Here is a 15531-nt window from a genome sequence, read left to right on the forward strand (position 1 = left end):
TGGGGTTGATGGCAGATGTGATCTGAAACACAACTTTCACCATGAGGCGATCGCACTTAGGGTATGAAACCCATCACCAGTTTCCATCCGTAAATTCACTGATTTACTTGATCGCGATCACTGCCAAATCTGCCACACCTTGAGATTATATATAATACTTACCTATTCTGAGCATCAAAGCTCACTCATCTTTCGTAGCATCTCTTTCGTAGTATCTCACTGGATTAGTGCCTAAAACAAGGCCAACAATTCAGAACGCGGTTTTCATCAGATATAAGCTGCCCCTGGGTCGCCTTTTTTTTGCTCCTGTAAGCGGCCCTCAGCAATGACCCACAGCAATGATGACTTTTTCAAATACTAGAGGGAATTTTAATAGAGCGTAAAAATTCGGCACTTTCTTCGGGAACAGATGTATTAATATACATTCCGCTTCCTAGTTCAAAGCCGGCGGTTAGGGAAACGCGGGGAATGATGGCAATATACCAGTGGAAATAATCCGTGCGCTGTTCAGCCGTGGGTATGGAACGAATAGTATAGTTGAAATCGGGGTTATTTAAACCAAAATAAAATTGAGACATTACTACTTTTAGCGTTTGGGCTAAATCCGGGATTTCTAAATCCGTAATTTCATCAAAGGAAGAAGCGTGATTGCGGGGAAAAATCCATGTATGAAACGGGGAAAGGGCGGCGTATGGAATAAATGCCACAAAATGCTCCCCTGCGTAAATAATGCGATCGCCTGCTTTTAGTTCATCTTTGAGGGTGCGACAAAAAAGACATTCTCCCGTATCATCGTAGTAGCGGACTGCTTCCCTAGCGCGATCGCGCCATTGATAAGGAACAATAGGAAGGGCGGCAATTTGTGAGTGAGGATGTTCTAAAGAAGTCCCAGCACTTCCTCCATGGTTTTTAAAAATAATGATGGTTTCCACTCTAGCATCTTGTCGTAGTTCGCTATAGCGTTGGCGATAGACCCGGAGAATATTGCTAATGTCTTGAATATCCATCAAAGCAATATTTAAATCGTGGCGAGGGTGTTCGATTACTACTTCATGATATCCCACTCCCGACAGGGATTTAAAGATACCCTCACCATGACGAACTCGTTGACCAACATCAGAGAGAGCTGGATATTTATTCCCCACTACTCTCACTCGCCAACCACCATTATCAGCCAGTCGTAAACACTCTTTAGTTCCGGTTAGATGTTCATTTCCTGGACAAAATGGACAGTCATCTCGGTAGGTAGGTAAGGGTTCTAGTTTAGACAAGGGGGGCGCAAATTCATGGGGTCTTTTCGCCCGTTCCGAGGCAATAATTACCCAGTCTCTAGTCACCAAGTTTTGTCGTAGTTCCGTCATGATACTTTCCTGGTTATGAGAAAAAATAGGCAGTTATTTAACAAGTAAATCAGTATTAACTTCGCTGGATTTGTTGCCGTTCTATGGCTTCAAATAAAGCCTTAAAATTGCCTTCACCAAATCCTTGGGCTGACTGACGACGTTCGATTAATTCCCAGAAAAAAGTGGGTTGATTAAAAATTGGATTCGTGAAAATTTGCAACAGCATTGATGCTGAATTTGAAGGATTCCAGTCTACTAAAATTTGATTTTTTTTGACGGGTTCCCAATCTTGCTGTAGTCGGTAAGCGGCTCCTCTCCCCTCGATTGTATCATAATAAGTTTCGGGAATTGATAAGAATTGTAAATCCTGATTTTTGAGAAAACTGACCGTTTCAATAATGTTGGTTGTTGTCAGTGCAATATGTTGTATTCCCGAACCCCGGTTAAAATTCAAAAATTCTTGAATCTGGGAATTGGGAGAGGCGGGTTCATTGATGGGAAACTTAATTTTTCCTTGGGGGGATGTCATCACCTGACTGTATAAGCCAGAGTAATCAGTTTGAATGTTAAAACTTTGTTCGGGGTTGAGTCCTAAAATGGAATTGTACCAGTTGGCGGCGACATTCATATCACCGACTTCCACATTTAAGACTACATGATCAATGGCTGTTAAATGAATCGGCGATCGCTTTAGTTTAATCGGATATTGACAGCCGGGAAGCCATTTATAGGGGGAAATAGTCTTAACTTCGATCAGGGAATGTTGCAAGGAACCCCAACCCGAAATAATTGCCCATTGACTAGAGGCGATCGTATGGTGATAGGTTTGTACAGGTTGCAGAAGTTTTGCGCCGCCAGAAATAGCGCGATCTATTGTTTGGGATAAATTATCTACCCGAAAGGCTATATCAGCAATTCCGGGGGGGTGTTGGCGGAGAAAGTTCGCCACCGGACTCTGTGGGTGGCGGGGTGAGGACAGGAGGATATAAATAGGGCCATTGGCGATAGTAATTGTATGATCATGATCATTGATGTTTTGGAGTATCTCCTCAAATCCGAATTTGTCGATAAACCAGTTGCGAGATACTATGGCATCCTCAACATAGATATGAATGTGGTCGAACTCCATAAATTAGTGATGACAAGTTGGCCATCATTGAGACAATCCACCTTTTAGTATAAAAGATACAGACAAGCGATCGTCGCTAAATTAACTCAGTGAGGATTTAATAAACCAACCTCCCAACCTTTGGGAGTTTGTTTGAGGTGAAAGGAACCGCAAGACTCCAAAAATTTGGGAAATTTTTTGCTATCATTAAATTGGCTAAGTAACTGATTAATAGGTACATGATATTTGGTCATAAAATGACTAGCTAAAATTGAAATATGCACTGGAGAATTAGGGGATTTTTTCGTTAATTCTTTCAGAATACTAACTAGCGCCTTTTCTAAATCATCGCTGGATTTAATTGTTGTCGGTGCAGTGGTTGGTGTGGTTGCATCGACAGCCTGGAGTGATACGTTATCCGTGGATATGGTTAAATTTTCATTAAATAAAGTCACATAAATTTGAGATTGCTCTGAGATTTTATGCACCGCAAAAATCAGAGGATTTTTGATAAAAATATCCTGGACTTTAAAATCAACAAAGTGTTCAGATATCACCTGGGTCAACGTCAATTTATATTGATTATGATAAAGGGTAGAGATTTTGGTTAGCTTAATCCAATAGCAATTACTGCGCTGTTGTTCTAATAAAATTAACTCTTGTAATTGTTCCAGCAATTCCTCCACTTTGGGAATCACTTTTTTTGAGGATGATAATGAATATTTTTGAGTCGTCCCATTTTGACTATTAAATACCACAATTTGGTCTTGAGTTTTGCGGACATGATAAACCGTCAAACCGTGAGATTGTAAAGTATTACAGAGATGAATTAACGCTTGATCTGACGAGCAAACCAGCACTTCTCGCGCCGTCGGATAATGTACAAAAATTGATGACCCCACCGTTGCCATTTTCAAATCAGCGCTATCTTTTCCAGCCGGTACATGAATCAATTGATAGCCTCGTTGATGAAACTCAGCATCTTTTTTACCTAAACTGCGCCAGTTAGCAAAAGCCACCCTAATTTGTAACGGATAATGACAGATTTTTTCTAAAAACTTTTCTGCGTCAGCGTCGAGCTGGATATTTTCCGCATCAAGTAGTAGAATACTCGCCCCATTATCCATCATTCCATGACCATTGAAGTTAGGAATCGAAGTATTTAGATGTTCGTTGATTTCGGCATTGAGGAGTTGCTGAAGTTGAGGCTTGAGTTGATTAAAGATATTAGTAGCGATCGCCTCTGAATTTAGCAGAGATTTCAGATAAGATCTCACCCTAGATAGCAATGCTTCTGGGTTCGGCGCTTGACCCAACCCCTGATTCAATTTAGCTAACAGTTTAGTTTGATACTGGGGTTGTTCCCAGGAAATACCCTGATAGCGAACATTCAAGCACTCCGGGTGCTGTTGTTGAAACGAGACAACCGTCTGATAGATCAGGTTACTGATCTGACTAACCGCCGTAGTTCCATTATTTGTCTGTGGCACGAGCGACTGATGGGGCATACCCCTACACAAACCGTCAAAATTTGTTATCTATTATTTAGATTAGCATGGAGGATGGCGATCGCCTTGATCATGTTCAGTAACTATGATCCACCATCCGATAATGGGCCAATTACTCCCCTTTTAGGGTCTAATCAGGCACTCCCAAAATATTATACCCCCTGCGGCTGATCATGAGATCATACTTTGATAGAATCTGGCTGGGGCAGACTCAGCCAACCATGCTGATCAGCGAAGACTGAGGGGATAATGGTTCGATCGCACCATAATTGACGTTTGAGAAGTACCATGATTAAGCGGATTATGTCACAATAGAAAACAGTTAATTTAAAAACTGTAAAAATCATGGCACGAGATCTGCGGGGATTTTTGAAAATCTTAGAAGAACGGGGACAGTTACGAAGAATTAGCGCCCTGGTAGACCCGGATTTAGAAATTGCCGAAATTGCCAACCGAATGCTACAGTGTGGCGGTCCTGGGCTGTTATTTGAAAATGTCAAAGGTGCCGCTTATCCGGTAGCAGTGAACCTGTTGGGGACTGAAAAAAGGGTGTGTTGGGCGATGAATATGGAAGAGCCCCAGGAGTTAGAAGAATTAGGGAAAAAGCTGGGGATGTTACAGCAACCTAAACCACCCAAAAAAATCTCCCAAGCCATAGATTTTGGTAAGGTTTTATTTGATGTGGTTAAAGCCAAACCCGGACGGAATTGGTTTCCTCCCTGTCAGGAAGTAGTGATTGAGGGGGAGGAAGTAGACTTAACCAAAATTCCCATGATTCGCCCTTATTCTGGTGATGCGGGAAAAATTATTACTTTAGGATTGGTAATCACTAAAGATTGTGAAACCGGCACTCCTAATGTAGGCGTATATCGCTTACAATTACAGTCTCATAATACCATGACTGTTCATTGGTTATCCGTGCGCGGTGGGGCGAGACATCTGCGGAAGGCAGCCGAAAATGGTAAAAAGTTAGAAATAGCGATCGCCCTAGGTGTTGATCCACTGATTATCATGGCGGCGGCTACTCCCATTCCCGTAGATTTATCTGAATGGTTATTTGCCGGATTATATGGGGGGTCTGGGGTGCAATTAGCTAAGTGTAAAACCGTAGATTTAGAAGTTCCCGCAGATTCAGAATTTGTCCTAGAAGGAACTATCACACCAGGGGAAATGCTACCCGATGGACCCTTTGGTGATCACATGGGTTATTATGGGGGTGTAGAAGATTCGCCACTCATTCGCTTTCACTGTGTTACCCACCGCCATGATCCGATTTATTTAACCACTTTTAGCGGACGACCACCCAAAGAAGAGGCGATGATGGCGATCGCTCTTAATCGGATTTATACTCCTATTCTGCGACAGCAGGTATCAGAAATTTGTGATTTCTTTTTACCAATGGAAGCCCTCAGCTACAAGGCTGCAATTATTTCCATTGATAAGGCTTATCCCGGACAAGCGCGGCGGGCTGCTTTAGCCTTTTGGAGTGCTTTACCGCAGTTTACATATACCAAATTTGTCATCGTTGTTGATCGAAATATTAATATCCGCGATCCGCGCCAAGTCGTATGGGCGATCGCCTCAAAAGTTGATCCATCAAGGGATGTATTTATTCTCCCTAATACCCCCTTTGATAGTTTAGATTTTGCCAGTGAAAAAATTGGTTTAGGGGGCAGGATGGGTATTGATGCCACCACTAAAATCCCCCCAGAAACTGAACACGAATGGGGGGAAGCCTTAGAATCAGATCCAGATGTCGCTAAAATGGTCGAACGTCGCTGGGCTGAGTATGGGTTAGCAGATGTGAATTTAAACGAAGTTGACCCTAATAAATTTGGCTACGAAATCAATTACATTCACTGATCCAAATCAGATTTACGGGCGGGTTTATAGGTGCTATTGATAGCTATTTACAGCTAAAAATAACCCCCAAAACCCGCTTTTTAGGAGTTTATTTAATCAAAAATTGCGCCCCGGCTTTTCAAGTCAAACTTGGCGTTTTCGGAAATTCCGATCGCCCCTTTAAATTTAGCCCCCTCTACTTGAGCATTAGTTAAAAAAGCACCACTCAAATTAGCCTTTCGCAAATCGGCACCCTTGAGATTAGCCTCCTTCAAATTCACCCCAATTAAATTAGCTTCCGTCAAATCAGCATCAGTTAAATCATGTTTTTGACCTCCATGATTAGCAATTTTCCAAATCACACGCCACTTAGGGTCTAACTGAGTGTCATCATTAATTAAAGTACTACTCAAATTAGCACCCCTAAAATCAACATTGAGTAACATAGAACCACGCAGATCTGCACCAATCAGATTAGTATTATTTAGTTGTGCATCTTGCAGGTTAGCATTACTCAAATTAGCCCCAATTAGTTTGCTTTGAGTTAAGTTAGCCTGTCTGATATCCGCGCCAATTAGCTGGGCATAAATTAAATTGACACCACCCATACTGGTACTAAATAGTTTAGCCTTATTCAAAGAAGCCCCCATCAAATTAGCCCCATTCAAATAGGCTTTGGTAAAATCTGCACCCCGGAGATTAGCATGACCCATATCCGCATTAATTAAATTAGCTTTTATCATTTCTGCTAGACTCAAATTCGCTTGAATAAGGCTGGCATTCATCAAATTAGCTTTATTCAGATTAATGCTATTAAGATAAGCCCCTTGGAGTTGAACCCCAATTAAAATAGCCTTCTGAAAGTCTCGCTCCCCTTGAGCATAAGATGCTAGTAATGTTTCAGCATTCATCTGGCTTTCATCTCCTAGTTAAAATTAAACGGTAATTGTCCGGGTAGTTCATATCAATATCATCAATTCGTCATGGGAGGTTAAAAAACACAAAAATATGCTACTATGGGGAGGTTTAAGATGATAATGAATTACTCCTCACTTGGTGTAGTGTCCCCGTTTTCAGTTCCGGTATGGTCGGTCACTGATTGGGATTTTTGGCGACGATTTCGGCGGGCTGATTTAATCAGTTTAACCTGATAAGGATCAGCATCCGATCGCCAATAAACTCTATGTCCTCGAATTTCCGCGCAGTGTTCCTCCAGACATTTTAACCAACCTCCGAGGGTTTGAATAGCTGATTTGTCATCGAGAAGCCCCCAGTCTTGTTCCTGACTGGTAAGTTTAGCAAACTTTTCATAGGAGGGATAGTCTGGGGTAACGAAGGCTTCCTTAGCATAAAGAATGGGAGCATTAGCACCCTGATAACTTCGATAACTGACCTGGAGATCTCGCAGGTCGATCGCCATTTTGGTTTGTAGAACCGGATGAGGATTCGTATCAAAATCAGGATAAAATAAATAGGTGATTTTCGGCGTTTTAATGTGAAATTTAATCAAGGTTGTTCCTTCTAAGCGTCCGATAGTCCTATGGGCGCACCCCTCATATACCCTTAACAGGGGGTCGAGTTTCTCTAAGGCGCTAATATGAACCCAAAGGGAGTTTTGGCGCTTCTGACCTATATCACTATTGTAACAGCATTCAGCAATTATATCAGGGTTCCCCATACTATAAAGCATGACATCAGCCAAAGCACAAGCCTTTTTATAGCTACCAAATAACCCTTTAATGTCATTTTTGACCTGTTCTGACAAATCCGACAATTTCCGCCGTTTACCAAAGTGACTGAGGGCTAGATAAACCAGCAAATCTTGGCGACGACGATCTGCTACTTGTTCCCATTCGGGCGAGTTAGTGGCTTGCATAATTACCTTAAAAGCGCGTTTAATAGTTCCAAATTCTGCCTCAATTTCCGAAGTTTGTTGAAGTTCAGCCCCCACCGGAAGCCGACCACGATCGCACAAAAACTCTATCAAAGGTTGCAGGAGTTCTTGATATTCTTCAAAACGCTTAACCTGGGCACAAATACGGGGAGAAGAAACCCGCGATCGAAATCGGGATGCGCGAAAATCCTCAGCTTCTGATTCATCTCTAAATACCACATAAACACCCAAATCAATCGGGATAGAATCCACATTCAAAACCTGATCAATATAGATTTTCAATTCTTCTTGCTGGTAATACTTTTGAAAAGTATTGCGATTAGTAATCACCCCATCCCCATAGGCAATAATACCACGATCGCAATCATCAATCAAAATTTGCGCCGCCACAATTAACACCCTTTGCGTTAACTCCCACGCCCGAATTAATGCTTCCCGTCTTTCCACCTGACATTCAATCACATTAATCACATAACCCAGATTCACAATTTCCGAAACAACTTGGGGAGTTTCTGGGGAATAGTAAGGGTCCCAACCTGCTGACAAATAACCGCGATCGCTTATTTGTTTTAGATCACCTCCATAACCACAACCATAATCAAAGAAACTGCTATTTTCCCGAAATAATCCCGCTTCCAGCGCCAGGCGTACAGGGCGAGATAAACTTTTCCGAATTATCGCAGCCTTGTGGCGTTCAATGCGAGGAGTAATCCTCACCGTTTCCACTTCCTGATCAGATAAATAAACCACCTGATGATCCTGAATAGCCACACCACATCTAGCCAGATGATTTAACCAGCCTTGGCGTGTTCCAATACTGCTATAAAGTCGAGTTTTTTTACTTAATAATCCCAAATTTTCCTCCATCTTAGTTAATTGGTTAAAACTTTCATATAGAGGATATTCCGCCGCCACAAAAGTTTCTTTACGGTGTAGGATAGGCGGGTTATTGCTGTTAGTATAGTTAGAAAAATTAACTCTCCCCCTGGGGACTAGCACTTGATAACTCGTGGCTAAATCCGGGTGAGCATCTGTATCAAAATCCGGGTAAAACAAATAAGAAATAATCGGTTTATCCGTATGAAATTTAATCAGAGTTGTGGGGGGAGGTGGGTTAAGGGCTTGGCGGGCTAGATGTTCATATAGGCGCAGCAGCGGGTCAAGGCGGTTAAGGGCAGAAATATGCACATACAGGGCGACGGGGAGTTTTTTACCAATGGGGCTTTGGTGACAACAATGGGCGATCGCCCTAAGTTCATGAAGCCCTAGTAAAAGCTGGTTAACCGCCACACAGGCTTGCTGGTAGCTACCAAAAGTGCGATCGATTTCCTCATGCCACTGAGCAGAAAGGTCACTAAATCGGTTAATCTGGGGGGGAAGCTGAAATTCAACTGCCTTCAGGGCTAGGTACAAAATCAAATCATCAGCCGTTGGGTGAACATTTAAACCCCTCGTTAGGCGGTGATTGATGGCAAAATCCCAACTGTCACTGCTACACTGAATGACATCATGGCTGTTCATTGCAACTGATCTCCACAGTCGGACTATCTTGGCAGGTATTATATGACATAAAGACCTCCAGGAAAATTCCTCCCTTGTCTTTTTTCAAAAAGATTGCTATGTATTTAGCAGTTTCCGTCAAACCTTAACCGAAATTTTAGATGATTGCGATCGAATATTTATCTATTGCCATTGCTATCCTGCTGTTAGCTAGTGTCATTGCTAGTAAAGCCGCCATTCACTTAGGTGTTCCTAGTTTGCTACTGTTCCTAATGATTGGAATTTTAATGGGTTCCGAAGGTTTAATCGGTATTAAATACAACAACCCCGAATTAACTAGGGCTATCGGAGATATGGCGCTGATTATTATTTTATTTTCCGGCGGACTAGATACTAAGTGGGCGAAAATTCGTCCCGTGTTAATTCCCGGACTCACTCTCGCTACAGTAGGAGTCGGGTTAACCACTCTTTTATTAGGGATTTTTGCTTGGTTTACGCTGGGTTCCTTTTCCACCTTTAATATTGGCGTAAGAGGAATTAATTTAACTGAAGGATTATTGTTAGGGGCGATTATTTCTTCTACTGATGCAGCCGCCGTATTTTCAATTTTGCGATCGGGTAATTTAGGTTTGCTGGGAAATCTGCAACCTTTGCTAGAATTTGAATCTGGCAGTAATGACCCCATGGCCGCTTTACTAACTATTGAAATCGTGCAAATCTTGGAACAAGGGCAGTTCTCATTGTGGTCTTTAATCCTATCGGTGATTATGCAAATGTTGATGGGCCTGGCGATGGGATATGGCTTGGGCAAGGGGACAGTTTGGGCAATTCGTAGCATGAATTTAACTGCTGAAGGGCTATATTCTGTAATGACACTCGCTCTAACTTTGCTCACCTATGGTTTAAGTACCGTTGTCGGTGGTAATGGTTTTCTGGCTGCTTATATAGCAGGTTTAGTGGTTGGCAATTCCCACCTTCCTAGTGCAGGAAAAAATATTTTTAGTTTCTATGAAGCCCTAGCTTGGCTGATGCAAATTATCATGTTCTTAAACCTAGGATTGCTAGTGATTCCGTCCCAACTTATTCCTATCGCTGCGGTGGGAATAGCAATGGGTTTATTTTTAATTTTCGTGGCGCGTCCCATTGCTACCCTTTCTTGTCTATCATTAGTAAAGATGCCAATTAAAGAAAAACTTTTTGTGTCTTGGGTAGGTTTACGGGGGGCTGTTCCCATTGTTTTAGCAACTTTTCCTTTAACCGCTGGTATTCAAGGTGCTAATCAGATTTTTCATGTCATCTTTTTTATGGTGATTATATCCTTACTGGTTCAGGGTCTATCCCTATCACCTCTAGCTAAGAAACTTGATTTAATGGCGGAGTCAGAAAATTAAAAATCTCAATTTGCGGGGTAAAATTATCATGAAAATCAACATATTTATAGGGGCGATATTGGCGGTGATTTTAGTCGCCTGTACACCCCAACCAACTACCACAACAGGTCAGCAACAATCGGGGTTAGAATCAACTACAACCGAAAAATTTACCGATGCGGCTCAAACCATTGATATTAGTGAAATTCAAGCTGTAGCCGGACAAACTGTTTATATTCCCGTTTACTCTCATATCTATTTCCGAAACACCCAACAAGCCTATAATTTAGCAAGTACGCTTAGTATTCGCAATACCGACCCACATTCTCCCATCATTATCACTTCTGTGAGTTACTACAATACTGATGGTAATTTGGTGAAAAATTACCTTGATAGTGCCTTAAAAATGCCACCTCTCGCCAGCATGGAATTTTTTATTGAACAAAGCAATACTAGCGGGGGTTCTGGTGCTAATTTTCTGGTTGAGTGGGTATCAGAAAGCACCATTTCTGAACCGATAATGGAGTCAGTCATGATTGGTGTATCAGGAACCCAGGGGTTAGCTTTCACCAGTCGAGGACAAGTCATTAATAATCAACAATAGTGGATTAGATAGACCGTTGACAGAACCCTCTCGCTGGGGGAGAGGGTAGCTTAACTACAGTCAATTATAATTCATCCTCAAGAATAACCGCCAGAACCCGCTCAATGATATAATCGGGAGTGGTATCAATATCTTCATCCAGCAAAACTACAATGGTCATTTCCTCATCAGGAAGATGCCATAAGGCTGATGAATAGCCATCTATTCCACCAGTATATCCCCAAACATCTCCCCATTCTTTAGCATCCCAACTATTAACTCCCAAGCCATAGAAACCCCCCTCATTATCTTGAAACCAATTAATCATTTTATCAAAAGTATCCTCATTGAGGAGTTCATCGGTCATAAATAGAGTTTCGGCAAATTTTCCCACATCATAAGCACTGGAAATTAAGCCACGATCGCCTAAACCAGTGCCTAATTTTTCCGGACTGATGCAATTTTGACAACTCTTGTGTTTCGGGGGGGGAGTTTCGCGGTATTCGGTAAAAGTATCCTTTAAACCGAGGGGGTCAAAAATCCGCGATCGCATTTCTTGATAGAGAGGATTTCCGGTTACTGCTTCCACAATCAACTCTAGCAAAATATAGTTAGTATTTGAGTAACAATGACCCGCCCCAGGAACCCCCAGAGATTCTAAATTATCTGCCAAACAGATAGCTTCTTTAGCCGTCCAAAACTGATTTTTATCCCGTTGACTAACCGCTTGTTGAAACTCATCAGTTTCCAGGTAATCATCCAAACCGCTGCTATGATTAAGCAATTGTCGAATCGTAATTTTGTCGCTATTTTCCAGGCGATCGCATATTTCTTTATCCAGCCATTTGGTCAAATTATCTTCTAAATTCAGGGCACGATTTTGGTATAATTGTAAAACCACCGTAGCCACAAAAACCTGAGTAATAGCACCAATCCGAAAGCGATCGCGACGCTGGACTTTATGGCGTTTAGTCACATAAGAAAAACCCGATGCTATCTCATATTTTCCTTCAGGAGTTGCCACATAAAGAACTCCCCCCGGAACATTTTGTTCCGCCGTCGCTTCATCTAAAAGAAATTGTAAACTTTCAGTTAAGGCCATCATCATTACAACTAGAGTGTATTATAGTTTAGGATTAGCTATAATATCATTATCCGGCCAAGGAATCACCTGTTGAGTTGCCAAATATTCAGCCACAGCGATCGCGCCATAGCGGTTGAGATGACTAGGGTCAGAGAAATAGTCATAATTATCCAGCCAGCGCCACCCCAAATCAAGAAAAACCAAACCAGTTTCAGCAGCCACCCTCTCCATGTGTTCCCGGAATTTCTCCTCATAGGCACTGCGAACCGGGTCAAAATAATGATCAGTTAGTGGCATATTGACAAATACCACAGGAATCCGAAACGATTGAGTATAAGCGATTATATTCTTCAAAGATTGGGTCTGGATGCCTTGTAATTCAAACCCTTGATAATCGCTATCATAATAACCCGAAACCCTAGCATGGTTTTGATAGTAAATTTCTGGGTCAAAGCGCACCGACAAAGGCAAAAATCCATTAGGCAAAAATCTAGCTTCCTCCTCGGTGTCTGCCTCGGCTAATTCCTGTTGTTCAGAGGGGGTTGGCGGCGTAGCAAAGGCACGACCATTAGCAATAGATTGTAAAACAGCCTTGAAGCGATCGCGCTGTTTATAGGCTTGGGAAACCTGGGAAATTTGCTCTTGAATAGCCTGTTGAAACTGCTGTTGGTCCCACCTTCCTTCTAGGGCATTTTCAGTTAATGCCAGCAAAGTTTCCTGAAGATTTGGTGGTGGTTCAAAGGAATCTGGGGGGACAATTTGAAAAGTACCTTGGCTAATTTGCTGATAGCCTTCTGATGCCGAAATCGCCTGATAAGTCCGGTCTTCTCGACCACTATTTAGCGCCCGCACCCCATCAGCTAAAATAATCAACTGAGGCAATTGTTCAGGGGGCAGAATCCGCCGAATAATTAAATCGACAATTTGCACAGTTGCCCCATTTATACCAAAATTAAACACCCGTAAAGGCGGATGACCTTCTGCTACCAATCCCCTACTCAAAACCTCTGGATCAATGCCTCGCAAGGCGCGAGAACTGCCTATAATTAGTATATCTGGGGGTCTTTTATGGGTAGCGATATATTGTTGATAGCGGACAATCTGTTCATCTAGTTGTGAACTTCGGAAGGTCGGGTAAACAAATTGCGACAAACGGCATTGAGTATCATCAACATCACAAACAGCAGCGATCGCCTGGGACGGTCGGGAAGTAAAACCAGAGTTATTAAAAACCCCATCCTCTTCACCGGAACCTAACGCCTGTAAAGCCGATAACCAACCCGTGGGCGGTGCCGCTGATAAGGAAGGGCCTGTAGGGGTTCCCTCCTCCGTTTCCGCCTCAGAAATCTCAGCAGAGATAGCAGTCATAGCAATAGAATCAAGCAGATTTCCCACCAGGCGATCGCTTTGCCAAACCATCAAAAATCCCAGTATCCCACAAGCCACAGCCAGAGCGCGTTTTTGATAGCGCTGAGAGGTTTTTTCAACTACAATATCCGGGCTATTTTTACTGACAAATAAGTGAGAAGCCATCAAAAATTGGCTAATGGTTTCGCTCAGGTAATGCAGTCCTGATAAAACCTGAGATGATGGCAAATCACTATCTGCACCATCAACATTAATACCCGGAGAAAATACCAACTGCCCCATCTGTTCTCCCGCCCCCGTGGCGGTTAATTCTGAGGTGATAAAATCTTCCGAAGCAGTTAATGGTTGATCTATCTCCGTCGGTTTTAAAGAAATACCATAGCGCCAGAGGGGGTATTTTTGACCCGCCCGCCGTCCATAGATGCGGACTCCTTCCACCCCTTCAATACCTTGGGCTTGTAAAAATCTGGCGATCGGGAGGGCGACGCGAGATTGAGAAGGACAAGTAGGCGCTTCTGTCATCACATGGATCAGTTTCCCCTTGCGTAATGCCAGAACTTTAGTTCCCCCGGTGGCGAGTTTAGTTTCTAGGTTAGGGTTAATCAGACGTTCAATTTGGAATTTAATCGCATCGATATCTCCCAGGGTGGCGAGGGTCTCGGTGGGAGTTTGCAGGTCGGGATGTTCAAAAGCAGGTAAATTCAGCCAATCAATCCAAGTCGGCTTTTGGGCTTCTTGACCTGTTGGGCTGATTTCTACCCCGTAAATAGTGGCGGCGCGAATACCTTGGGGGGCGATCGCATTTAAAATTTCCCGACAAGCGGTGACAACTGTTTCCTTCGGGGGGGAGGGGCGACGACGATTATTTTTCGTATCCCCTAATTGGTGACAAAACAGGTGTAGGGTAGATTCTTTGAGGGTAGCCCTAAGTCCAATACCTAGATCCGCCAGTTTTTGATTAAGCAGAATCGCGATCGCCTCAGAGTCTCCCCACCGCGCCCAATCTTTCAGAATGCGATCGGGCGGAGTTAAGTCAATCCGCAGCATCCAATCCGCTTGAGTTTCCCCTTCCACCCGTAGTAAAATGCAGGCATCGCGGAACTCTTGCAGTTGCAATTCCCGCAGCCTACTAGCTATCGGTTCTGCTAATAGGGAAGGGTCCGGGCTGTAGGCTGACTCACACAGTACCCATAACCGCCGCCGTTTCGATGGGGTTGGGGTTGATTTGTCGCCTTTATAGTTGCGAATGCTGACTTTGACACTGACCCCTAACCCACCCAGAATTTCGCTGAGAATACTGGCGATCGCATCAGGATTACCCCGGCGCGCCAAATTTTCCGGGGTTGCCACTAGGGCAGGTTCCACCGGACTATCGGGAGGCGTAGCTAGGTCAGTTGGTGGCGGGTCTGTTTCCGCCGTCGTAGTTTCACTAACCGGGGTAATGATTACCCGGGGCGCGTCAGAGGTAGTAGTTGACGAAGATGGGCGATCGCCAATGAAAGTGCGATCGGCTAGACCTCCCAACCATTTTCGCAGTCCCACCCCCTGACTCTCATCTTCTGTTGACCCGTTAGGGGTCCTTGTCGGTGTTTCTGTCCCCGTAGTCGGATAATCCAGTTTAACCGTCCACTCAGGGCGTTTAGCACCTGTCTCGCGACCCGAAACAAATATCTTATAAATTTTCGGAGCATCGCGGGGCAGTAAAGACTCTAGCGGCGTGCGGTCTAAAGCCATCTTGAATTGAGACACCACCACTGTCTCTCGAGGAGAGGGGAGTGCCTCGCACAAAATATGTAAATGATTCCCTCGCAACCTGGTCTGTACATCAACCCCGGCAGTGCCAGCAGCATCAATTGACCATTGCTTTAATCCTGAATAATCCCTAACCACGCGCTACATTACGCCAAAATAAGTTACTATGTATACTGTGC

Annotated in this window: 11 protein-coding genes; 3 read left to right on the plus strand and 8 right to left on the minus strand. The window is 43.3% G+C overall.

The window, feature by feature from the left end:
- Nucleotides 1–350: 350 nt before the first annotated feature.
- The 4 genes from galT to N39L_RS32330 all read right to left on the minus strand — a co-directional run bounded on the left by galT (nt 351) and on the right by N39L_RS32330 (nt 4306).
- Entirely contained in the window at nt 351–1361 is a 1011-nt protein-coding gene (galT, locus tag N39L_RS32315) for a galactose-1-phosphate uridylyltransferase (protein WP_014277487.1), read from the minus strand.
- Nucleotides 1362–1416: 55 nt separating this feature from the next.
- On the minus strand, nt 1417–2472 hold the full coding sequence (hppD, locus tag N39L_RS32320; protein ID WP_014277488.1) for a 4-hydroxyphenylpyruvate dioxygenase: 1056 nt from the start codon (nt 2470–2472) through the stop codon (nt 1417–1419).
- Nucleotides 2473–2558: 86 nt separating this feature from the next.
- Nucleotides 2559–3959 carry an NYN domain-containing protein gene (locus N39L_RS32325; protein WP_014277489.1) on the minus strand — a complete coding sequence of 467 codons (1401 nt, stop codon included), beginning with the start codon at nt 3957–3959 and terminating at the stop codon, nt 2559–2561.
- A 179-nt stretch (nt 3960–4138) separates the two neighbouring features.
- Nucleotides 4139–4306 (minus strand): hypothetical protein, encoded by a 168-nt coding sequence (locus N39L_RS32330; RefSeq protein ID WP_014277490.1) that lies wholly within the window; start codon nt 4304–4306, stop codon nt 4139–4141.
- Here N39L_RS32330 and N39L_RS32335 point away from each other — a divergent pair.
- Nucleotides 4305–5822 (plus strand): UbiD family decarboxylase, encoded by a 1518-nt coding sequence (locus tag N39L_RS32335; protein WP_006619275.1) that lies wholly within the window; start codon nt 4305–4307, stop codon nt 5820–5822. The genes N39L_RS32330 and N39L_RS32335 overlap by 2 nt on opposite strands.
- A 92-nt stretch (nt 5823–5914) precedes the next feature.
- Here N39L_RS32335 and N39L_RS32340 read toward each other — a convergent pair whose 3' ends face one another.
- A complete protein-coding gene (locus N39L_RS32340; RefSeq protein WP_006619276.1) occupies nt 5915–6712 on the minus strand; it encodes a pentapeptide repeat-containing protein in 798 nt (265 codons plus the stop codon).
- A gap of 131 nt (nt 6713–6843) precedes the next feature.
- Complete coding sequence (locus N39L_RS32345; RefSeq protein ID WP_014277491.1) at nt 6844–9216, minus strand: DNA phosphorothioation-associated putative methyltransferase; 2373 nt, start codon at nt 9214–9216, stop codon at nt 6844–6846.
- Between the two features lie 140 nt (nt 9217–9356).
- Here N39L_RS32345 and N39L_RS32350 point away from each other — a divergent pair, with 140 nt between their 5' ends.
- Complete coding sequence (locus N39L_RS32350) at nt 9357–10586, plus strand: potassium/proton antiporter (RefSeq protein WP_014277492.1); 1230 nt, start codon at nt 9357–9359, stop codon at nt 10584–10586.
- Nucleotides 10587–10614: 28 nt separating this feature from the next.
- Nucleotides 10615–11169, plus strand: a complete 555-nt coding sequence (locus N39L_RS32355) for a DUF3124 domain-containing protein (RefSeq protein WP_014277493.1) — start codon at nt 10615–10617, stop codon at nt 11167–11169.
- A gap of 64 nt (nt 11170–11233) precedes the next feature.
- Here N39L_RS32355 and N39L_RS32360 read toward each other — a convergent pair whose 3' ends face one another.
- Complete coding sequence (locus tag N39L_RS32360) at nt 11234–12253, minus strand: serine hydrolase domain-containing protein (protein WP_231852052.1); 1020 nt, start codon at nt 12251–12253, stop codon at nt 11234–11236.
- An 18-nt stretch (nt 12254–12271) separates the two neighbouring features.
- Nucleotides 12272–15490: an SGNH/GDSL hydrolase family protein gene (locus tag N39L_RS32365; protein ID WP_014277495.1), complete on the minus strand. Its 3219-nt coding sequence runs from the start codon at nt 15488–15490 to the stop codon at nt 12272–12274.
- Nucleotides 15491–15531 lie beyond the last annotated feature (41 nt).

Source organism: Limnospira platensis NIES-39 (genome assembly GCF_026000695.1).
In the GTDB taxonomy this organism is placed as follows: domain Bacteria; phylum Cyanobacteriota; class Cyanobacteriia; order Cyanobacteriales; family Microcoleaceae; genus Limnospira; species Limnospira platensis.